The 19,947-nt window shown below is 63.1% G+C and carries 20 protein-coding genes; 12 read left to right on the top strand and 8 right to left on the bottom strand.

The genetic code is table 11. From position 1 onward, the window contains the following. Positions 1 to 77 precede the first annotated feature (77 nt). Positions 78 to 479 (top strand): type VI secretion system tube protein TssD, encoded by a 402-nt coding sequence (gene tssD, locus B0919_RS10180; protein ID WP_078012142.1) that lies wholly within the window; start codon positions 78 to 80, stop codon positions 477 to 479. Positions 480 to 799: 320 nt separating this feature from the next. Further along, entirely contained in the window at positions 800 to 1,297 is a 498-nt protein-coding gene (locus B0919_RS10175; protein WP_217701024.1) for a hypothetical protein, read from the top strand. Positions 1,298 to 1,498: 201 nt separating this feature from the next. Here the strand turns inward: B0919_RS10175 and B0919_RS10170 are convergent, their stop codons facing one another. Continuing rightward, the gene (locus B0919_RS10170; protein WP_139362041.1) at positions 1,499 to 2,236 is read right to left on the bottom strand and encodes a DUF4397 domain-containing protein; all 738 of its coding nucleotides are present in this window, start codon (positions 2,234 to 2,236) and stop codon (positions 1,499 to 1,501) included. 214 nt (positions 2,237 to 2,450) lie between these two features. Next, a complete protein-coding gene (locus tag B0919_RS10165) occupies positions 2,451 to 4,043 on the bottom strand; it encodes an ABC-F family ATP-binding cassette domain-containing protein (RefSeq protein WP_078012140.1) in 1,593 nt (530 codons plus the stop codon). An 807-nt stretch (positions 4,044 to 4,850) separates the two neighbouring features. On the opposite strand from B0919_RS10165, the gene B0919_RS10160 reads away from it, so the two are divergent. Together B0919_RS10160 and B0919_RS10155 are read left to right on the top strand one after the other, a co-directional pair. After that, the gene (locus tag B0919_RS10160; protein WP_078012138.1) at positions 4,851 to 5,297 is read left to right on the top strand and encodes a hypothetical protein; all 447 of its coding nucleotides are present in this window, start codon (positions 4,851 to 4,853) and stop codon (positions 5,295 to 5,297) included. Between the two features lie 64 nt (positions 5,298 to 5,361). Next, a complete protein-coding gene (locus tag B0919_RS10155) occupies positions 5,362 to 5,673 on the top strand; it encodes a hypothetical protein (protein ID WP_139362040.1) in 312 nt (103 codons plus the stop codon). 301 nt (positions 5,674 to 5,974) lie between these two features. Here B0919_RS10155 and B0919_RS10150 read toward each other — a convergent pair whose 3' ends face one another. Next, the gene (locus B0919_RS10150; protein ID WP_078012136.1) at positions 5,975 to 6,970 is read right to left on the bottom strand and encodes an alpha/beta hydrolase; all 996 of its coding nucleotides are present in this window, start codon (positions 6,968 to 6,970) and stop codon (positions 5,975 to 5,977) included. Between the two features lie 204 nt (positions 6,971 to 7,174). On the opposite strand from B0919_RS10150, the gene B0919_RS10145 reads away from it, so the two are divergent. Further along, positions 7,175 to 7,981 carry a class I SAM-dependent methyltransferase gene (locus B0919_RS10145; protein WP_078012135.1) on the top strand — a complete coding sequence of 269 codons (807 nt, stop codon included), beginning with the start codon at positions 7,175 to 7,177 and terminating at the stop codon, positions 7,979 to 7,981. Positions 7,982 to 7,992: 11 nt separating this feature from the next. On the opposite strand, the gene B0919_RS10140 is transcribed toward B0919_RS10145, so the two are convergent. Further along, the gene (locus tag B0919_RS10140; protein ID WP_078012134.1) at positions 7,993 to 8,481 is read right to left on the bottom strand and encodes an ankyrin repeat domain-containing protein; all 489 of its coding nucleotides are present in this window, start codon (positions 8,479 to 8,481) and stop codon (positions 7,993 to 7,995) included. A gap of 210 nt (positions 8,482 to 8,691) precedes the next feature. Between B0919_RS10140 and B0919_RS10135 the strand changes: the two genes are divergently transcribed. After that, on the top strand, positions 8,692 to 9,480 hold the full coding sequence (locus B0919_RS10135; protein WP_078012133.1) for an SDR family NAD(P)-dependent oxidoreductase: 789 nt from the start codon (positions 8,692 to 8,694) through the stop codon (positions 9,478 to 9,480). A 59-nt stretch (positions 9,481 to 9,539) separates the two neighbouring features. Here the strand turns inward: B0919_RS10135 and B0919_RS10130 are convergent, their stop codons facing one another. Then, a complete protein-coding gene (locus B0919_RS10130) occupies positions 9,540 to 10,100 on the bottom strand; it encodes a hypothetical protein (protein ID WP_078012131.1) in 561 nt (186 codons plus the stop codon). Positions 10,101 to 10,293: 193 nt separating this feature from the next. On the opposite strand from B0919_RS10130, the gene B0919_RS10125 reads away from it, so the two are divergent. From B0919_RS10125 to B0919_RS10105, 5 genes are all read left to right on the top strand, one after another. Further along, positions 10,294 to 11,019 carry a murein L,D-transpeptidase family protein gene (locus B0919_RS10125; RefSeq protein WP_254846539.1) on the top strand — a complete coding sequence of 242 codons (726 nt, stop codon included), beginning with the start codon at positions 10,294 to 10,296 and terminating at the stop codon, positions 11,017 to 11,019. Between the two features lie 168 nt (positions 11,020 to 11,187). Next, entirely contained in the window at positions 11,188 to 11,646 is a 459-nt protein-coding gene (locus B0919_RS10120) for a VOC family protein (RefSeq protein ID WP_217701023.1), read from the top strand. Beyond that, a complete protein-coding gene (locus B0919_RS10115) occupies positions 11,643 to 12,203 on the top strand; it encodes an NUDIX hydrolase (RefSeq protein WP_078012129.1) in 561 nt (186 codons plus the stop codon). The genes B0919_RS10120 and B0919_RS10115 overlap by 4 nt, the downstream gene beginning before the upstream one ends. Before the next feature lie 140 nt (positions 12,204 to 12,343). After that, positions 12,344 to 12,757: a hypothetical protein gene (locus B0919_RS10110; protein ID WP_078012128.1), complete on the top strand. Its 414-nt coding sequence runs from the start codon at positions 12,344 to 12,346 to the stop codon at positions 12,755 to 12,757. Positions 12,758 to 12,866: 109 nt separating this feature from the next. Next, positions 12,867 to 13,958 carry a YncE family protein gene (locus tag B0919_RS10105; RefSeq protein WP_078012127.1) on the top strand — a complete coding sequence of 364 codons (1,092 nt, stop codon included), beginning with the start codon at positions 12,867 to 12,869 and terminating at the stop codon, positions 13,956 to 13,958. Positions 13,959 to 14,114: 156 nt separating this feature from the next. Here B0919_RS10105 and B0919_RS10100 read toward each other — a convergent pair whose 3' ends face one another. Further along, positions 14,115 to 15,515 (bottom strand): DUF5723 family protein, encoded by a 1,401-nt coding sequence (locus B0919_RS10100; protein WP_078012126.1) that lies wholly within the window; start codon positions 15,513 to 15,515, stop codon positions 14,115 to 14,117. A 156-nt stretch (positions 15,516 to 15,671) separates the two neighbouring features. Between B0919_RS10100 and meaB the strand changes: the two genes are divergently transcribed. After that, the gene (gene meaB / locus B0919_RS10095) at positions 15,672 to 16,649 is read left to right on the top strand and encodes a methylmalonyl Co-A mutase-associated GTPase MeaB (RefSeq protein ID WP_078012125.1); all 978 of its coding nucleotides are present in this window, start codon (positions 15,672 to 15,674) and stop codon (positions 16,647 to 16,649) included. Between the two features lie 81 nt (positions 16,650 to 16,730). Here meaB and B0919_RS10090 read toward each other — a convergent pair whose 3' ends face one another. Next, positions 16,731 to 17,120, bottom strand: a complete 390-nt coding sequence (locus B0919_RS10090) for a VOC family protein (protein ID WP_078012124.1) — start codon at positions 17,118 to 17,120, stop codon at positions 16,731 to 16,733. Positions 17,121 to 17,218: 98 nt separating this feature from the next. After that, a complete protein-coding gene (locus tag B0919_RS10085; RefSeq protein ID WP_078012123.1) occupies positions 17,219 to 19,900 on the bottom strand; it encodes a DUF5916 domain-containing protein in 2,682 nt (893 codons plus the stop codon). Between the last annotated feature and the right edge of the window lie 47 nt (positions 19,901 to 19,947).

The following is a 19,947-nucleotide window of genomic DNA, read 5'->3' as shown; positions in this document are numbered from 1 at the left end:
CTGTTGCGAGTGGAGTTTAATACGAGAGTACCGAGTCCCTTTTTCAACCATACCCAAACAAACTTAACCCTTCCACCATGGCATCATTTAGCGCCTTCTTCAATGCCGCAGGCAGCGGTGACTGCGAAGTAGTAAAATGCAGCTACTCGTTCAACCAGGCCATTGACGACAAAGGCCGTCCCTCGTCCAAAGTACAGGGTGGTACCATCGACGTGACCATCGTATCGACCGACAGCGCCGCTCTGACGAGCTGGATGCTGGACCCGTACAAGCGCGAAAGCGGCAAGATTACCTTCAAGCGCATCGACCAGGACTCGACGCTGAAAGAAATTTCCTTCGAGGAAGCCTACTGCGTAAGCTACCAGGAGCAGTTTGACGCCCGCGGTGCCGACACGAACACCTCGATGATCCTGAGCCTGACGATTTCGGCCAACAAGATCAACGCCAACGGCGCTGTGCTCGACAACAAGTGGGTATAACCTACCGGCCAGTTAGTACCAAAACCGCAGTAGCGCTATGCTACTGCGGTTTTTTTATGCCTGAAAGCTATTAATAAACCTGCTGGAACACCCTCTCCACCGAGCCCAAAGGCTCAATATCAGTCATCTTCCGTAGCCCCGCTGTACTTGGCAAAGGGGCAAGCGTATTTCGGGCGGCTAAAGCAGTGGGCGGGGAAGCTCAGCCAAAACGGCTTGGGCAGCTACGCGTAAGCCTCAAAACAGCTACTGCACCAAGTCGGGCGGGCTGCTGGCCATTTATGTCGGATGCCTGGGTGGGCAGGCACTTATTTCGAGCAGTGATGAACAAGAACATGCAGGCGGCTCTGTGGGGCTTGGTGGCAGGAGCGGTGGGCGTAGCAGCTATGACCTTGGCCGAAAAAGTAGAACAACGGTTTACACGCCGGCCCAACTCTTACGTGCCGGCGCACACCCTGGAGCGCCTACTAGGTCTGCCCCACCGCCCCGATGAGCAGCGGCTGGCGCTTAACCACACCATGCACTGGGGACAGGGTATTTTGCTCGGGGCCGTGCGCGGGCTTATGGCGGCCAGCGTGCTGCGCGGCTCCGTCGGTTCCTTCCTGTTCCTGAACCTGCGCCTGCTCAACGACCAAACCCTGGAAAACGCCACCGGGGTGGGTGCTCCGCCCTGGACCTGGCCCCGCGACGAGCAAACCATCGATTTGCTTCACAAAGGGATTTACGCTTTTGTCACTGGTGCCGTGGCCGATGGGTTGGTAGCCGGGCCGCCCCGCCCGTCAACGCCGCGGGCGGGCTGGACGGTGGGCCGGCCCGCCTGAGTTTATCCAGCTTACTGCCACCAGACCGCCTTGGCTTCGTCGGCGCACAACTATTGGCTAGCTCATTTTCCACGGCAGTTTGCTCAAAAGAAAACAACCGCGGCCCGCCGTAATGACCAGCTGCGGTTGTTTAAGGATATCAGTCAGCCTAGAAAGTGCGCTGATGCTTGTGGCTTTTGCCGGTGACTACCTCGGCGCTGGCTACTCATCCACTACCACGTCAAAGGCTGCCCGCTCGCTGGGCGCGGCGCTGGCGTCGGTAGAGCCGCGCAGCACCAGGGCGTATGCCTTGCCGGAGGCGAGGGCGACGGTTTGGGTAAAGAGACGAGCCTGCGTGCCGTTGGTGCGCGACACGTTTAGCGCGTAGGCACGGGCGTCGACGGCCTGGTAACCGGTGACGGCTCCCCAGCTTACTTCGCTGTAGAGCGGAGCCGCCGCTCCGGCTTCTTCAATGCGGACTGGCGTAGCCTGGGCCGTAATGTTGACGATGCGGATGTAGGCTTTGCCGGCTGCGGCTGCGGGTACTACAGGGTCCTCCACCGCCTTCGCCGTATGGAAAGTGCCGACGTTCCAAGTGAAGAGGGAATAGTGCTTGTCCTTGGCTACCGGCAGCGCATTCAGCTGCACATAACCCGTACCCGAGGTGTAGGGCAGCATGATCTGCACAGCCGGCGAGCCTACTGCCACGGCTTGGTACGGAGCGGCTGCCCCAACGGCAGCCGTAGGCCCCACCTCGTTGCCGGCCACCAGCAGGCGGATGGGCCCCGCCGTCACCGAGCTATTCGGGGGTACTGCCAGGTTATTGACGATGCGCACGTAGCCTTGCTCCACCGCGGGCGCCGGAGTAGGCTGTGGCACGGGGTCTGTGGTCTTGTCTTTGGAGCAGGCGCCCAGTAGCGCAGCCGACGTTAGCAGAGAGAAGAATAAGGAAGTTTTCACAGGAACTGATGGCTAGAAGATGAGCTGTATGGAGCCGGGATGCAACGGATGTGCCAAAGCCTTCCGAAATAGTTCCACTAGGCCGCACAAAAAGTTGCAAAACAAACATAAAGCCCTGTTGTTCAACATATTTCACCTTAACAAATTAAGACTGACATTGGGTGACAGCAACGCAATGCCAGCCCGTAGCTGCTTGGCTACGGACTGGCTACCCCTATCCCAGATTGATTGTGGTATCTATTCCAATAGCATCAACGAAGTACTGGTCGTGGGAAATGACGAGTACCGTGCCGCCGAAGCTTTGCACGGCGGCCGTTAATACTTCCTGGCTGCGCAGGTCGAGGTTATTGGTCGGCTCGTCGAGGATCAGCACATCGGGGGCGTTGTTGCGCACGGTCAGACAGGCCAGAATCAGCTTCATTTTCTCCCCGCCGCTCAGCCCCGCACAAGGCCGGTCCCAGCTTTCCCGCGGAAATTGCTGGTAATGCAGCACCGTCTTCAGTTCGTGCTCCAGCAGGCCGCGCGAGTTGTGGCGCTGCACTTGCTCAAACACCGTCAGCGCGGGCTCTACCAGCGAGTAGTCCTGGTCGATGTAGAAATACTCGAATGCGGCCACGAAAATATTGCCTACTGAGGGCGGCAAGCTCCCCGTCAGCACGCGCAGCAGCGTGGTCTTGCCCGCACCGTTGCGGCCGGCCAGCCGCACCCGGGCGGCGGAGCGGATTTGCACCGTTAGCGGCTGCGGCCAGAGGTGGTGCTCGGCATAAGCCACGTTGATGGCGCGGGCGTCGACGAGCACTTTGCCGCGGTGCAGGGCCGAGTGGCCCAGGTCCAGCCTCAGGGCCTGCTGCTCCTGCAGCTGGGCGCGGAGCTGGCTCAGGCCGGTGGTCAGGCCGCTGATTTTCTCGTGCTGCGTTTCCTTCATCTGGGCGGAGCTTTGCTCGGCCTTGCTGCCGAGGGCGCCGGCCACGATGCGCGGCAAACCCTTTTTGGCGCCCTGAGCCTTGCCGCGGGCCTCCTGCTTGTGGCGCTGTTCGGCCAGGTCGCGGGCTTTTTGCCGAGTCTGATGCAGGGTTTTGGCCTTGTCGTCGAGCTGAGCCTGCAGGGCGGCTACTTGCTGCTGCTTCTGGTCCCGGTAGAAGTCGTAGTTGCCGCCGTACACGTCGAGGCCGTGCCGGCTCAGCTCCAGCGTCAGCGTTGCCCGGTTCAGCACCGCCTGGTCGTGGCTGACGACCAGCAATGTGGCGCCGCTGCGGTCGATGAAGTCATAGAGCAAGCGGCGGCTGTCAGCGTCGAGGTGGTTGGAGGGCTCGTCGAGCAGCACGATACCGGGCGCGTGAATCAGGGCTCCGGCCAGAAACACCTTAGTTTTTTCGCCCCCGCTCAGGCTGCGCAGGGGCTGCGTGAGCTGAAGGTGCGTCAGCTGCCAAGCGGCCAAAGCAGCCTGTACGCGCTCCTCGATGCCCCAATCCTCGTCTAAGCGCGTGAAATGGTCCGGAGCTGCGTCGCCGGCGAGAATGGCCTCCAGCGCCTCCAGCTTATCGGCTACGGCCAAAGCCTGCGCCACGGAATAGTCGTCGTACTGGCCCAGGTGCTGGGGTACGTAGTAGGGCACTTCGGGCAGCAGCACTTCGCCCGCCGTCGGGGGCACGCGCCCGGCAATGATGCGCAGCAGGGTGGATTTGCCAGCACCGTTGAGACCCACAATAGATGCTTTGGCGCCCTGCGGAACGGCCAGGTGCAGGTCCTGAAACAGCATCTCGCCGTCGGGATGCACGTAAGAAAGTGCGTTGACTACGACACTCATAAATAGAGCGTTAATTAAGAAAAAGAAGAAAGACCTAGCAGGGGCAGCGCACTTGCCGGCCCGACGGTGAGTCGTGCAGAGACGATGCAGGAAAAGCCAAATGGCGCAGCTCCCGGGGCTGACATAGGCAGCAGGAGGCTATGCGGTACCGCAGCTAGCTGGTCGGCTGCAAGGGTTCAGCATACTTGCGGCAGGGCGGCTGCATGAGCGTCAGGGGACGTTAGTCACTGAAGCTGATCAAGTGCCTGATGGCAGCCGGATACTTCTTGCCTTAGAGTAGGTGACAAGCCAGTGCCCGAACGAAGACGCCCGCTCCTCTTCGAGAGAAGCCAGGTGGTTATCGCCCGCTGTTTGTCAGGGGTGCCCACCTAGCCGACCGGCCAGCGCGGAGCTTGCGCCAAGGTGCTGTGGTTGCAGCTCGGGCCAAGCCTACAGGGCAAGCGCCCGGCTAGAACGACTGTTCCCGGTACGCTGCTGCGCAGTGGCCATTACGTGCATTACATACAAACAGGGTTGGGGCATCGGCCTGGCTAGGAGGCGATGCGCAAATGGATAATCCGTTTACCTATCCGCTCCGATGCGCTGGAGGGATGCGGGTACGCCAATACGTCGTGGCTTAGTGGATTTCCATCGGAGGCTTAGGGGCTTATCCTGCTGCAAGTATAAGCAAAGTGCGGAAAACGGTGGCCGGGCCAGGGCAGCAGCAGGCAGCAGGTTTGCCGAGCGGCCAGCTGCTTGCCGTATCTTCCGCTGCCTTTTACCGCCCGAGCGTCAGGCACCGTTTCACACCACAGCAGGCTTTGAGTTATGCGCATTGATGCCGCCGAACAGGCTGATTCCGATATCGATTGGTTTGCCGTCGACGGCGACGGGCACGTGGTGTACCTGGCCTCCGGCGGTGGAACGCTGCCCGAGTCGGTGGCGGCGTCGGAAGAGGCGCTGCTGCAGCTGCACCAGTACTTTCTGACGCTGCCGGAAACACCCGCGGCCGCCCTGGTGCAGATCGAGCCGAACGCCCAGCAGAGTGGCCGCAACTACCAAAGCTTCGCGCGCTACGCCCGGCGTGGGCTTTTCGCCTTCGACAAAACCCGGCTCAACGCGCCCGCCGACACCGGCTACCACTTGGTGGCACGCCCGGCCTCTCCCCTACTGCTCGGTACCTTGCCCGGGCCCATTGCCGCCCTGCTGCTGCGCACCCAGCTGCCGCTCTCGGTGCAAGACGCAACGCAGCTGGACATAGCCGGCGTTGACTAAACCGAATACAGCCTTGCTGTGCCCCGGTCCGTACTGCTATCTATCACCTTTCCTGATTTGCTGTATGGATCATCCTACCCCGGCCTCCATGGCGCCGCACGCCACCGTTCCACCCGCCGTTTTTGCCCGCATCGACCACGCCGGCCAGCCGCTGACCGTGGTGAAGCTACAGGAAGCCTACACCGGCGACAACAGCCAGCTCGGCCCGCAACTTGCCGCGGCCCTGGGCCTGTCGGCCGACGCCTTGCTGCTGGTGCTGCCCACCGAAGGCCAGCCACTCATTGGCCAGGGTCGGGCCGAGCAGGTCTACAACGAGTACCTCTCCACGAACACGGCCGCAGTAGCCGAACAGACGTGGCAGCCCCTGCCGGGCTAAACAGCCTTTGCGTAGCCTGTTTGTACAGCAGCTAGGTATAGTCGGTTAGGCATCGAAAATCCGGTGAGCAGCGACCTTGGCCATTCATCCCTTTTTCCGCCTTCCCATGCCTGCCACGCAGCTATAATTCCTTGATGACGCGTCGTTTCGGCTCGTCACGCCCAAAGTCATCCTGCTCGCCCCGTGGTTTACGAACAGCCTCTTCGTGCCCGCGCATCTGTGGCAGCCGGAGGCCGCTGACCTGGGCAAGCTATGATAGGCCGCGTAGGACGTAGGGCACTTACCGCAAGCTGCCGTGTACTTAGACCGCATTGGTTGAGGCAGGCAGCACCTCCGCCAACCACGCAAACAGATGCTGATACACCTCGGCGCGCACCGCCGGGCGCGACAAAACCAAATCGTGCAGGCCGCCTTCGATGGGCTGCACCGTTACTTGCGGCCCGAGGCGCGGGGCCAGTTCGCGGATGTGGGTCACGTTGAGCACGCCGTCGGCCGTGAAGTATTCGTTGCTGAAGGGGTGGTAATGCCGCACGGTGTGCGCCGAGTGCAGCACCAGCACGGGCGTCGCAATGGCGAGGCCGCGGGCCACACGCCGGTGCCCGGCCCGAATGGCCCGCAGCCAACCGGCGTTGATGGGAAACACCTGCACGGGCTTCCAGCGCAGTTCGTAGTCCCATTCGCCGTGGTACTGCCGGTGCAGGCTTTCCCCGTAGCCCAGGGGTAAGTTGGCCGGAATTACCAAATTGGGCCACCACCGCCCCAGGCGCGTGACCAAAGGCAGCACGCCGCGGCGCAGCCAGAGCGGTTGGTTCATCTCTAAAAACGGACTGTTGAGCACCAGCGCAGCCCAGGTGCCGGGATGCGCATCGGCGTGTAGCGCCCCGATAAGCCCGCCGGTAGAGTGCGCATTCAGCACGATTTGGGTGGCGCCTTCTTCCCGGATAATGGCCAGCGCTGCGTTGAGGTCCGGAAAATACTCGCGTAGGTCGCGGACGTTGTTGGGGCGCTGGTGCGGCAGCAGTGAGCGGCCGTATTTGCGCAAATCCAGCGCATAAAAGCGGTAACCCTGGGCTTGCCACGCCGCGGCCAGCTCACGCTGAAAAAAGTAGTCATTGAAGCCATGCACGTACAGCACTGCCCGGCGCATCTCAGCACCGGGGCGGTAGCGCACCAGCGTGCAGCACACGGGGCCTTCGTAATCAGCAGGCTGCTCAATGTACCGCTGCTCAAAATCCGGCCCTAGCACATCAGTCGAGTACAGACCGGGCAGCCCGTGGTCAGGCGGAGTGGTATTCATAGGTATTGCAGCAACTTACACATCATCTTACTGCCACTGATGCACTTATCTTGGAGGTTTAGAAGAGCCAACTTACAGATAGTGCATTGAGTACCAAGCCCCGACGCTGGCGTCTGCAGCCTTGCTTTGAGTTATGGCTTTGGCAATGGTTTCACCATAAATAGTTATATATTTTATCGTCTTTTGCTCCAATCCCATCTTGCTATGGCTAACGCATTACGCTCACTGCTGGGCACCGGCTACCGGGCAAGCCAGCGCCTGTTGCACAACAGCTTGGGCATGTACCAGAGCGAGGCACAGCTCATTGATGATGCGCAGCGCCACTGGAACGCGCTTTCGACCCAGGAGCAGGAAGGCGGCAATGCTCACTGGCGCGGCAATGGCGTATTCGCCCACGACGACGAACGGTGGCTGGCCATCGGCCGCCACAACCTGCGCATCTTTCAGCGCCTGGCCGGCGCCGATTGGCTTAGTCAGCCGCGCCGCATCGTTGACTGGGGCTGTGGAGGTGGGGCCAACGCGGTGCATTTCGGCGTGGATGCCGCCCGCTACTACGGCGTGGACATCACCCAGGCCAGCCTTGCCGAATGCCAGCGCCAAATGGCGACCGAGGGGCTGCGCAACTATGTACCGTTGCTATTTCAGGCAGCGCAGCCCGAACACGTAACCGCACTGATTGCGGAGCCCTGCGACCTGGTGCTGTCGACCTACGTGTACGAGCTGTTTCCTTCGCAGGCCTACGGCCGACGGGTGCTGCGCGTCATGGCGGAGCTGCTGGCCACCGGTGGCCTGGCCTTCGTTCAGATCAAGTACAGCGACCTGACGCTGAACAGCCAGCCCTACCGCTGGGGCTACGCGCAAAACATGGCCAACATGACCACTTACCGCGTCGAGGAGTTCTGGGAGCTGGCGGAGCAGTGCGGCTTAATGCCCCAACTGGTGGTACTGGAGCCGCAGCAGCCGCTGGTGCACGACCGGCGCTACGCTTACTTCCTGCTCCAGAAGCCCTGAATGAGCGTGCTTTACTGCGCCGACAGCAGTTTCAGTGCTTCCTCGTTGCCTTGCTGCAAGGCCAGGTCGCGGGCCGAGAGGCCGCGTACGTCGCGCAGGGCGGTATCGGCGCCGGCCTCGAGCAGGATGGGCACGATGTTGTGGCGGCCGAAAAGCGTGGCAAACATCAGGGCCGTGCCGCCGTTGCCGTTCTGCAGGTTTACGTCGGCGCCGTGAGCCAGCAGCAGGCGCGCAATGTCGGCGTAGCCCTTGAAGCTGACGCCCATCAGCGCGGTGTTGCCGGTCACGTCCTGCACGTTCACGTCGGCCCCGGCGGCGATGAGCGCCTGCGCGGCCTCCAGGTGGTCGTCGTAGGTGGCCAGAATCAGCGGCGTGAAGCCCTTGCTGTTCTGCACGTTCACGTCGAGGCCGGTGGCCAGCAGTTCCTGGATGAGGGCAACGTCGCCGCGGCGGGCGGCATCAAACATGAGGTCTTCGGGGCGGGCAGAGTAAAAGGACATCGGCAAACCGAAAAAGGTAAAACGAAAACGGTGCTTGCCCATACGGGGCGCGGCCCCAAACCGATGCCATCGGCCGGGCGGGCTCCGAATTAGCGACTTTCCCGCACTTCCCTAGCGGCCGCGGTCCGGAAAATCCGCGGCGGCAGCGCGGACAAAACCGGCCTTGGGCGGTTACAGCAACTCCCATCGTCAATCCGCAATTTCTTCCGCATGGACTTACAACTCACGGGCAAAACCGCCCTTGTCACGGGCTCCACCGCCGGCATCGGCCTGGCCATTGCCCGGCGCCTGGCCGCCGAAGGGGCCGCCGTAATCCTCACCGGCCGCACCGAAGCTCGCCTCGCCGACGCGCGCAACAGCATCCTCGCCGATACGCCGCAGGCCGAGGTGCGCGGCATCACCGTGGATTTTGGCCGCGCCGCCGACGTGCAGCAGCTCCTGGCCGCCGTGCCCACCGTGGACATCCTGATCAACAACGTGGGCATCTTCGACCCCAAGCCCTTCGCCGACATTCCCGACGAGGACTGGCTGCGCTTCTTCGAAGTGAACGTGCTGAGCGGCGTGCGCCTGTCGCGGCACTACTTCCCGCAGATGCTGGAGCGCAACTGGGGCCGCATCCTGTTCATCTCCAGCGAATCGGCCCTGCAGATTCCGCAGGAAATGATTCACTACGGCACCACCAAGACGGCCCAGCTGGCCGTGGCCCGCGGTCTGGCCGAGCTGACCAAGGGCACGGGCGTTACCGTCAATTCGGTGCTACCCGGCCCCACGGCCTCGGAGGGCGTGCAGGATTTTATCGGGAAGCTGGCCGCCGAAGGCCAGACCCGCGAGCAGGCCGAGCAGGATTTCTTCCAGCACGCGCGGCCCTCGTCACTGCTGCAGCGCTTTGCCACCCCGGATGAAGTAGCCACCATGGTTACCTACCTGGCCAGTCCGCTGGCCTCGGCTACTAATGGCGCTTCCGTGCGCGTGGACGGCGGCACGGTGCGCAGCATTTAGGCGGCTTCAGCCCACGGCGCGGGGAACGGCAAACGCCGCGCCGTGGGCCGATTGGGGGCTTAGGACCAGACCAGCAGCGCACCTACAATCAGGACCAGCAATACGCCAGCTACGGCGGTATTCACGTACGTCTCGGGCCGGCGCCGCGGCCATACGCCGGCCAACGCCACCGCCAGCAGCAGTACGGGCGCCACGGCGAACGGCCCGTAAATAATCCCGCTAGCCGGCCGAAACGGCACCGCACCCTCGGGCGACGCGGGGGAGCTAACGCGCCGCACGACGCCAAATACGGGGCTGCTCCACACCGTGATGCGCTGCCCGTCGCGCACGCGGGCACCCTGCTCGCTGGCCAGGCGAAACCGGGCGTGGGGCGTGGCAATGTCGTAGGCCATGCGCGGATCGGACGCCGACGAGGAAGTCAGCACAATTTGCCGGCTCAGCACAGGCTCGTTGGCATACTCGCGCGGTGGCAGCGCCCAATCCAATCCCAACAACAGGCAGAAGGCCAGCAGCACCGCATTGAGCCGCCGGGCTCCGGGCGCGTACTGTGCCATCATTTCCTGCACCGGGTCGCGGCGGAGCGGGCGCTTGCCGGGTGCTGAAGTCGGCGGCTGGGTCATACGGTTTGGCAGCAAGTGGGCGCGGCGAATACAGGCGGTTAGCTGTGCTTATTCAACGCGCTTGTGGCCCGCAAGGTATGCTTCTGCCTACCGGGCAAGGCATTATTTATACAACTGGGCCTATATCCACTCAAACATATACTTCTGCCCCAAAGCTCGACGTTAAGCCAGCGAATTTTACCGCCTGCTGCCCGTGCGCGCTCTGCTGCTGTTATTACTGGTTCCTGTACTTATTGGCCTCGGCCCCGCCGATGCTTCCTTTCGCCTCGAGCAGCAGCGCTACCCGCGGGTGCGCGCCGCCTACGCCGCGCGCTGGCCCGCCCTGCAAAGCGAGCTGCGCCGACGCGGCCTCGCGGCCGATCAGTTGGAGCTGTACCTGCGGGCTTTCAAAATCGGGCGACGGGTGGAAGTGTGGGCGCGCAATCGTGGGCAGGGCCGCTACCAGCTGCTGCGGCGCTACGCGCTGGCCGGCACCTCGGGCACGTTGGGCCCCAAACGCCGCTCCGGCGACGGGCAGGTGCCCGAAGGCTGCTACCACGTGGACCGCTTCAATCCCAGCAGCCTCTACCACCTGTCGCTGGGCCTGAACTACCCCAACGCCCTCGACCAGGCCCGTGGGGAGCCCAACCCGGGCGGCGACATCTTCATTCACGGCTCCAACGTCACCATCGGTTGCCTGCCCATCACCGACGCCGGCATCGAGGAGCTATATGTGCTGGCCGTGGAAGCCCGGGCCGCCGGCCAACTGGAACTGCCCGTGCACATCTTCCCCTTCGAGCTGAACCCGACGGACCTGGAAGCCCGCTGGGCCAGCCCACACCACGATTTCTGGGCTGGCCTGGCGCCCGTGTACCAGTATTTTGAAGCCCACCGCACCCTACCGCCCACCGATGCGGCCGGCCAGTACGTGGTGCGCTGAAGGCCGGCTGGTTCTGCCTGACGGCGGAGTTATCCGGTAAACAGTAACAGTTGGCGCCGGCTTTATTTCGGTCTGAAGCACATGTACCGCCGGTTCGCCGGACGGCCGCGAATGGATATATTGCCTGTTCGTTCGGAATGTGCTTCTGCCACCAACCTGCCCCTACTAGTGGAAAAACCTTTGCTAGCGGCCCGATACGCCCACACGAATCTTACCGCGGAAGACTGGGAAACCCTGGCCTCGTTTTATGAGCGCGTATTTGGCTGCGTGCGGCTGCTGCCCCAGCGCGACTACCAGGACGAAGCCCTGGAAACCTCGCGCCTGCGCCTGCGCGGCGTGCACCTGCGCCTGCCCGGCCACGGCGACAACGGCCCGACCCTGGAAATCTTCGGTTACGACCCGCTGAGTCACCGCGCCCGCACGGCGCCCAACCGCCCCGGCTTCGGCCACATTGCCTTTGAAGTGCCTGATGTAGCCGCCGCCCGCGCGGTGGTGCTGGCCGAAGGCGGCACGGCCCTGGGCGACATTGCCACCCAGGTGACCCCGCTTGGCCGGCGCGTCACCTGGGCTTACGTCATGGATCCGGAATGCAACGTCATCGAGCTGCAGGCCTGGGCTGATCAATGATGCTGCCGCCCGATCAAACCAACGTTCCGGCCGCGCCGGCGCAGCTGCGCGCCGCGGCCGTTCTCGTACCCATCTTTCGCGACGACGCGGGCGAGCTGCGCTTGGTGCTGGTGCGCCGCAGCAACTTTGGCGTGCACGGCGGGCAGCTGGCCTTTCCCGGCGGCAAGCGCGACCCGGACGACGCGTCCCTACTCGACACCGCCCTGCGCGAAGCCGAGGAAGAGGTATACCTGCCGCGCTCGGCGGTGGAAGTGCTGGCCGAGCTGCCCGTGGTCGAAACGGTGACGGGCTTCCGCGTCACGCCGTTTCTAGGGCTGATTACGCGGCCGGCGGTGTGGCGCTGGCTGGAGCGCGAAGTGGAAGAAGTGCTGGAAGTGCGCGTGGCCGAGCTGCTGGACCCTGCCCGGCACTTCACCGAAGACTGGCAGCTCGCCGGTTGGCCGCGCGCCGCGCGCATCTCGTTTGTTCGCCTGGGCGAGCATAAATTGTGGGGCCTGAGCTACCGCATCGTGCACGAGCTGCTGCCGCGCCTGCAAAACGACGAATGGGCTGTCTGAACGGCCGCTTTCGCTATCCGGAGAAATCACCATTTCGGCGCGGGCAGAAGTAAATTTGCCGGAGTCAGTTGCCGCACGCTGATGCTCACCCTACTGCCGCTCCGCCACATCGGCGGCTCCGCTAGTGCCTTTTCCTTGCTATGCAACTGCTCGTGTCCCACCCGTTTGTCAACATTTACCTGCACGAATACCCTGCCCCAGTGTTGGAGGCAGAGTGGCTGGGCTTCGCGGGCAGTCAGCAATTCCGGCAAGCTATTGAGCAGGGGCTACAATTGGCACAACAATACCAGATAACGGGCTGGATAGCCAACGACCGGCAGTTGCGGGCCGTCCGCCCCGCTGATCTGGCCTGGGTATCGGAATACCTGCTGCCGGCCCTGGACGACATGGGCCTGCGCCGCTTGGCGCTGATAGAGTCGGAAGATGTGCTCAACCGCCTGACGATAAACAACATGTACCACAAGTCCACGCCGCAGTTCTCGTTTGAGATGAGCCGCTTCGAGCTGCTCAGCGAAGCGCGGGCCTGGGCCGCTGCTGCCGACCCGGCCGAATAGCTCATCCGGGGCAGATTTTGGGCCGCGGTGCATACGTTGGCACGCTTTTGCGTTATTAGGCCTTGCGCGGCGGGTCGTTCACCTACCCGGCTGGCCGCGCGTACAGCTTATGCAGATTCGTTTTTTCGGCCTGCTGCTGGCGTTGTGCCTGACGCTGAGCGCCCAGGCCCAGCAGCAAGCGTCCCTGTGGTACTTCGGCCAGGAGGCCGGCCTCGATTTCCGCCAGGGGGCTCCTACGCCCCTGCTCGACGGCAAGCTGGCGACCTACGAAGGCTCGTCGGTGGCCACTACTTCGCGCGGCCAACTGCTGTTTTATACCAACGGCGTGAACGTGTGGAACCGTCAGCATCAACTCATGCCCAACGGCAAAGGCCTGGCCGGTAGCAAATCCTCCTCACAGAGCGCCCTGGTCATTCCCGACCCCGGCAGCGGCAACGTGTTCTACATCTTCACCACCGCCGCCGAGGGCAGCCAGGTAGGCATGCGCTACTCCGTGGTGGACATGACCGATGCCGACGGCATGGGCGACGTGAAGCGCACCAACGGCCTGCTCATCTCACCGGTAGCCGAAAAGCTGGCCGCCGTGCGCCACAAGAACGGACGCGACATTTGGGTAGTGGGCCACCGCTGGAACTCCAACGCCTTCGTGAGCTACCTCGTGACGCCCGATGGCGTGCAGACCAAACCCATTTTGAGCAATGTGGGCAGCATGCACGCCGGCCCGGGCCGCAACGCTATCGGCTGCATGAAATTCTCGCCCGACGGCAAAAAGCTCGGCGTAGCCATCTGGCGCGAAGCCAACAAAGTCGAGGTGTTTGATTTCGACAACGCCACCGGGCTGGTCAAGAGCCCCAAGAGCTACGGCCCCTTCGAGGAAGCCTACGGCGTGGAATTCTCGTCCGACGGCTCCAAGCTCTACGCCACCAGCAACGGCAACGGCAACGCCCAGATCTGGCAGGTCGACCTGAAAACCGGCGCCAAAACATCCATCGGGAATTCGGCCAACCGCAAAATCGGCTCCATGCAGCTCGGCCCCGACGGCCGCATCTACGTGGCCCGCGAAGACAACCCGTTCCTGGGTATCATCGAAAGCCCCAATGCGGCCGGCAAAGCAGCTAAGTACGTCGATGACGGCATCAAGCTCGGCGGCCGCCGCAGCAAGCTCGGCCTGCCCATTTTCATCCAGAGCTATTTCAAGTAGCTAGTTGTCAATTAGAACGTCATTCCGAGCGCAGCCGAGGAATCTTGCGTGTTTAGTCTGATAGCATTTTTCTCGTTTAACGAGGAGTTACTATCGGGCATCAGCACGCGAGATTCCTCGGCTGCGCTCGGAATGACGTTCTGGTTGGTAACCGACCTACTTCTGCTCCCCGAACCGGAAGCGCAGGAAACCGGCCGCTACTGAGGCGTAGGGATGCTCGGAGGCAAACAAACCGATAACGTCGCGGGTGCTCACGCCAGCTTCGTACCACTTGGTGGTGAAAGTGACGCCCAGCGGCAGGCTGAAGCCGTAGCCCGCGCCGGTGGTCAGGCCGCTGCTCAGGCGCACCCAGCGGCGGGGCTTGAAGTCGATGCCGGCGCCGATGAAGGGCTTGGTGAGGTTACCCGCCACTTCGTTGAGGGGCAGCGTCACGTCCAGGCCCGTTTCCAGGTACTCGCTGATGCGGATGCCCACGCCGGTGCGCAGCTTGGTGGGCAAGGCAGTGGTGCGCTTTTCGCTGGGCTGGTACTGAAACAGGCTGTCGGTGCCGGCGGCTACCAGCTCGGTGGCTTCCTTAAAGAAGTTGTAGGAATCCACGCCCGTTGATTGCAGGCGCTTCAGGCGCTGGTCATTAGCGGTGAGCAGGTTTCCTTCCCAACTCATGTTGCCGATATCCGTCACCGACACGCCCACACGCAGAAACTTGCCCGTTTCCAGCGCCAGGCCCAGGTCCACGCCGTTGCCCTTGCCCACCGGCCGCAGCCCCGAGCCGCCCTTGCGGTAGTTGAACTGCGGGTTGCGCGCTAGGTCGCCGTAGTTGATATCGAACAGCGGCGACACGGAACCGTAGGCTTCCAGCTTGCCCGGTTCCACCCGGATGTCGACCACGCCCACGCCCTCAATGTAGCGGTAGCCCACCCCGCCCGAAAGCTGGAAGGCGTCGTTATCGAGGATGCGGCGGCCGAAAGCCACGTTGAACTCGTTGAGCCAGCTCATCTGCATGCGCGTGCCAGCCAGGGCCTCCGATACCAGCGGCGAAGTGCGTGGGTCGTAGTTCTGGTAAATCGGCGCATCCTTGCCCAGGAACACGATTTCGGCCATGTTCTTGTTCAGGCCGATGTGGCTCACCACCCGCTGCTGGTTGCTCACGGCAATGGTGCCGACGCCCGGCACTGCTACCGAAAGGCCAAAAGTGGTTACGTCAGCGTTCAGGTTTAGGGCATTGTCGGAAGTAAAAGCTTTGGCCAGCTCCTGCTTTTCGCTCGGGGTTAACTTATCGTCGGTACGCCGGATGAAGCGGTACATCTGCTCGCGCGTGAGCGACTGGGAGCCCAGCCCGACGCCGAACTGCAGCACGCCCACGGCAAACTTCGGGCTGCCTAGCCGCGAGAGGTTGGCGGGGTTGATGCCGATGGCCTGGTAGTCGCTGACGAAGGTATTGGCCACGCCGCCGCGTCCCGTCGAGCCAAAATTGCTCAGTTCGTTTTGGGCGCGCAGGCCCAGCGGCGCCAGCGCCAGGCTGGCCAGGGCCAGAGCGGTGAATAAGGATTTTTGCATCGCAGAAGGTGGTAATAGAAGGTCGGCCCGAAGTTCACCGGCTCTGTGGCGGGCCCTAACGCCGCCGCAAGTACCTACATTTAAGCCGCTGAAACAACGCAGCTGTAGTGTACCCAGGCGAGTTGCCGTTGATTGTCTGCCCTTTGCCCGCTTGCCGTGCCCAAACGTCTTACCGCCGCCCAGTACATCGACGGCCTGCTTGCCGGCGACCGGCTCGTGCTTAGCCGCGCCATTACGCTTGTCGAAAGCACCCTGCCCTCCGACCACGCCCTGGCCCAGCAGGTGCTCAGCGCCGTGCTGCCCCACACCGGCCGCTCGGTGCGCGTGGGCATCACCGGCGTACCGGGCGTGGGCAAAAGCACCTTCATCGAAGCGCTGGGCACTCACCTAGTGGGTGAGCTAGGCCACCGGCTCGCCGTACTGGCCGTGGACCCCACCAGCCAGCGCAGCGGCGGCAGCATCCTCGGCGACAAGACGCGTATGAATCAGCTGGCCGCGCACCCGCAGGCCTTTATCCGCCCCTCCCCGGCCGGCCGCTCCCTCGGCGGCGTGGCCCGCGCCACCCGCGAGGCCCTGCTGCTCTGCGAGGCCGCCGGCTTCGATGTCATTTTCGTGGAAACCGTGGGCGTGGGTCAGAGCGAAACCGCCGTGCACGGCATGGTCGACTTCTTCCTGCTGCTGATGCTGGCCGGCGCCGGCGACGAGCTGCAAGGCGTGAAGCGCGGCATCATGGAAATGGCCGACGCGGTGGTCATCACCAAAGCCGATTCGGGCAATGAGCTGGCCGCCAAGCGTGCCCGGCGCGAGTACCAAACGGCCCTGCATCTGTTTCCGCACGCGGCTTCGGGCTGGGCGCCGGTGGCCCGCACCTGCTCGGCCGTGTCGGGTGAAGGCGTGCCGGGCGTGTGGCAGGAAATCGGCCGCTACCTGGAGCTGACGCGCGGCAACGGCTTCTTCGAGCAGCGTCGGCAGGAGCAGAACCTGCACTGGCTCCACGAAACCATCCGGCAGGCGCTGGAGGAGCGGTTTTATGCCCGGCCCGAGGTGCAGGCGCAGCTGCCGCAGCTGCTGGCGGCCGTGCGCGCGGGCCAGCAAACGGCATTCGGGGCGGCGGAACAGTTGCTCGGGCTGTAGCGGCGCAACTCCGTTTGGTGAAGAGCGGTTGCGCAGCCCCTTGTACTCGCCTGCGGCTCGTCGCGAAACGGAGTTGCGCCGCTACTTCAACTGGAGCAGGTCCCACTTGTTGCCGAAGCAGTCGGCAAATACTACCACCGAGCCGTAGGTCTCGTAGCGCGGCTCTTCCAGAAACTGCACCCCGGCGGCTTTGTAGCGGGCGTAGTCGGCCTCAAAATCCTCGGTGTGCAGAAACAGGAACACGCGGCCGCCGGCCTGCCGGCCGATGCTAGCGCGCTGCTCGTCGGTGACGGCTTGGGCTAGTAATAGACCGGTGTTACCCGCATCAGCAGGCGACACTACCACCCAACGCTTGCCATTGCCCTGGTCCGTGTCTTCCAGTAACTGGAAGCCCAGGACGCCGGTGTAGTATGCAATTGCCTCGTCGTAGTCGCGGACGAGCAGGGTGATGTTGCCGATGCGTTGTGCCATGCGGGCAAAGGTAGAGCCGTTCGAGAATTCGCTGAACCGAAAAGGCCCGGACTTGAGCCCAGGCCTTGTCGGTTCAGCAACCATTTTTATCCCCAATGCTAGTTTGGGCGTACCTGCGGCGGTGCCGTTGGCAGCGGCATTGTGGAGGCGGGCGGCACAGACGGCGGCCCCCAGCGCAGGCTTCGCTTCACCGTCAGGTAATCCAGGTAATAAAGGATTTTGATGGAGACAGAATTGTTGTGCGGGGTGTTGACGGTGTTGCTCAGGTTGTCGAAGTACAGCGGCGTGGCCCGCTCCGCGTCGAGAGAGGTGTAGCCGGCGTTTTTCCACACAATGCTCACCTGCGAGCCGGGCGCAAACCACCACGAGTACACCGCGTCGATGTTGAAGGCGTTGTAGGTGTTGTCGCGGTTGCGGCGGTAATCCACCAGCTCTTCCGCGCCGGCAGGGTCCAGGCGGGCGAAGTCGCGGTAGCGCACGTTGCTGGTGTAGTGGCGCGTGCGGAACGTGAACGACATGCGGTTGGTGAACGTGTACGCCATCTGCAGCACGTTGGACACCGTCACCACATTGCGGCGCCCCAGGATGATCTGGTCCATGAAGGGCTGGTCCAGCACCTCGTCGGAATCCATGCCGCCGTTGACGTAGCCGATTTGGTTGTGCGAGTAGTTCCAGTCGAGCGAGTAGCGGAAGTTCAGCTTGTTGTTGACGCGGTAACGCGGCGACAGGCTCCAACCAATGCCAAGGCGGCGCGGGCGCGGCAGGCGGTTGTCCTGCCCGTACACGCGGATGCCGGCGTTCAGGTCGTAGGCCATCTTCTTGCGGTAGTCCGAGGAGAGGAAACCGCCCACGTTCACGTTGGCCGGCACGCGCACCCAGTACGGCCCCAGGTCGATGCCCAGCACGTCGCGCGAACGGGGCTCGTAGTAATCGCGCGTCACGGGGTTGGCGTCGAAGTTCATCCCTGCGGAGAGGAAGTTCTTCGTGAAGGTGGTGTTCCAGCCGCCGTACAAGTTCACGTTCTGGTACTGCGTGGGCTGGTAGAGCATGGAGTGCGCCACACCGGCCCAGGTGTAGAGGTTGTTGACCTTCCAGAAGGGCTTGTACTTGTTGTAGCTCAGGTAGAGCTCCTGGGTGATGTTGTTGTTGCCGAACAGAATGCCCAGATCATTCGGGTTGTAGGCCTGCGACTCGATGCCGTGGCTGAGGTTCCAGGTGAAGTTGCCGCTGATTTTGCCCACGCTCACCCGGTACTTGTACCCGTCCCGGTCGTTGATGCGCGTGGTGTCGGAGCCGAACTCGTTGCCGCGGCGGCGCGAGTACACCACGCGCCCGTCCACGGCGTAGGAGTTCTTCTTGTTGGCGAAGCGAAACAGCCCGCCGGTCACGTTTGCGTCGTAGGTGCGGCCCCAGCGCGTCACGTTCGTGTTGATCAAGGACACGTACGAGTTGTTTTTCAGCGACTGGTCGAGCACCACGATGTTGTAGTTCGAAAACGGCTGCGTGAGAATGTCGCGCCGCGCGCCGGTAGTGCTGTCCTCCACCGTGGCGTACACGTCGTTGCTCAGCGCGTTGAACACGCCGATGCCCAGCCCGTTCTTGGTGCGGCCCGACACCTTGGTGGCGTTCAGCAGGCGCGTCACGGCGGGGTTGCTCACCACGAATTCGCCCCGGTGGATGTTGCCGTCGCCGTCGCGGCGGTGCTCACGCAGCTGCCGGCCCACGCCGTAAAAACCGATGGGTGTGGCGCCCACCCGGCGGGAATAGAACAGGCCGCCCTTGTTGAATAGCTCGGTGCCTTCGGTGAAAAACTGCCGGTTTTCGGCAAACTGCACCTCGAAGGGCGACAGGTTAAGCACCTGGTTGTCGCTCTGCACCTGCCCGAAGTCGGGGACCAGCGTGGCGTCCAGCGTGAAGCTTTCGTTGATGCCCCACTTCACGTCGGCTCCGCCGTTGAAGCTCGTGGTGGTGCGGCGCTGGTTGCCCTCGGCTACGGGGTTGTGCTCCACGTAGCCCGAAACGTACGGCGTCAGGGACAGGCGCAGGGGCGGCTGCACATTGCTGACGCCCTCCAGTTCGCCCCACTGGTTCACGAAGCCGTCGACGGCGGGCTTCACCTCGTTCCAGAAGAAAGCCTGGTTTTCCTTTTTGCGCTGGCGCATGAAGTTCACGCCCCACAGCTGCGTCGGCGCCTTGCTGAAGCGAATGGCCGAATACGGAATGCGCAGCTCGGCCACCCAGTCGGTGCCCTGAATGCTGGTGCGCGAGTCCCACACGGCGTTCCAGTTGAAATCTTCGCCGCCGGCGGGCGAGTAGCGCGCATCGGCCTGCACGCCGCCGGTCGTCACGATGAAGCCGTAACCGTTGAGCTTGTCGTGGTAGGTATCGAGGAAGATGCCGATAAAGTCGGAGTTGCCGATGTTGTCGCGGGCCGTCAGCTCGCGCAGGATGGAATCGGGGCTCACATCGTGCATGATGGCGCCCACGTAGAGGTTGGCGTCGTCGTAGAGCACGCGCACCTCGGTTTTGTGGCGCTCGGGCGGCCCGGGGTTGGGCCGGTTCTGGATGAAGTCAGTCGCAATGGGCGCCTGCTGCCACACCGGCTCGTCGAGCTGCCCGTCGAGCTTGATGCCGCCGGCGATGCGCACGGCCTGCAGGTGCTTTTTCGGGGCCGGAGTGTTGGCTGCGGTAGCCGCGTCGGCGGCCGGAGCAGATGTCTGCGCCAGGGCAGGCCCACCAATAAGCAGACACAGCAACAGCAACAGCGGACGGGTAAACATGGAGGAATAAGGAGGGGGGTAGAGAGAGGGAAGTGCGCGATAGATGA

Origin of the sequence: Hymenobacter sp. CRA2 (genome assembly GCF_002007105.1) — a bacterium.
Classification (GTDB): Bacteria; Bacteroidota; Bacteroidia; order Cytophagales; family Hymenobacteraceae; genus Solirubrum.
This window is presented reverse-complemented; position numbering and strand designations above follow the sequence as displayed.

Coding starts and splice junctions, on each gene's coding strand:
- tssD (WP_078012142.1), top strand. CDS start 78: ATGGCATCATTTAGCGCCTTCTTCAATGCCGCAGGCAGCGGTGACTGC.
- B0919_RS10175 (WP_217701024.1), top strand. CDS start 800: ATGAACAAGAACATGCAGGCGGCTCTGTGGGGCTTGGTGGCAGGAGCG.
- B0919_RS10165 (WP_078012140.1), bottom strand. CDS start 4,043: ATGAGTGTCGTAGTCAACGCACTTTCTTACGTGCATCCCGACGGCGAG.
- B0919_RS10160 (WP_078012138.1), top strand. CDS start 4,851: ATGCGCATTGATGCCGCCGAACAGGCTGATTCCGATATCGATTGGTTT.
- B0919_RS10155 (WP_139362040.1), top strand. CDS start 5,362: ATGGATCATCCTACCCCGGCCTCCATGGCGCCGCACGCCACCGTTCCA.
- B0919_RS10150 (WP_078012136.1), bottom strand. CDS start 6,970: ATGAATACCACTCCGCCTGACCACGGGCTGCCCGGTCTGTACTCGACT.
- B0919_RS10145 (WP_078012135.1), top strand. CDS start 7,175: ATGGCTAACGCATTACGCTCACTGCTGGGCACCGGCTACCGGGCAAGC.
- B0919_RS10140 (WP_078012134.1), bottom strand. CDS start 8,481: ATGTCCTTTTACTCTGCCCGCCCCGAAGACCTCATGTTTGATGCCGCC.
- B0919_RS10135 (WP_078012133.1), top strand. CDS start 8,692: ATGGACTTACAACTCACGGGCAAAACCGCCCTTGTCACGGGCTCCACC.
- B0919_RS10130 (WP_078012131.1), bottom strand. CDS start 10,100: ATGACCCAGCCGCCGACTTCAGCACCCGGCAAGCGCCCGCTCCGCCGC.
- B0919_RS10115 (WP_078012129.1), top strand. CDS start 11,643: ATGATGCTGCCGCCCGATCAAACCAACGTTCCGGCCGCGCCGGCGCAG.
- B0919_RS10110 (WP_078012128.1), top strand. CDS start 12,344: ATGCAACTGCTCGTGTCCCACCCGTTTGTCAACATTTACCTGCACGAA.
- B0919_RS10105 (WP_078012127.1), top strand. CDS start 12,867: ATGCAGATTCGTTTTTTCGGCCTGCTGCTGGCGTTGTGCCTGACGCTG.
- B0919_RS10100 (WP_078012126.1), bottom strand. CDS start 15,515: ATGCAAAAATCCTTATTCACCGCTCTGGCCCTGGCCAGCCTGGCGCTG.
- B0919_RS10090 (WP_078012124.1), bottom strand. CDS start 17,120: ATGGCACAACGCATCGGCAACATCACCCTGCTCGTCCGCGACTACGAC.
- B0919_RS10085 (WP_078012123.1), bottom strand. CDS start 19,900: ATGTTTACCCGTCCGCTGTTGCTGTTGCTGTGTCTGCTTATTGGTGGG.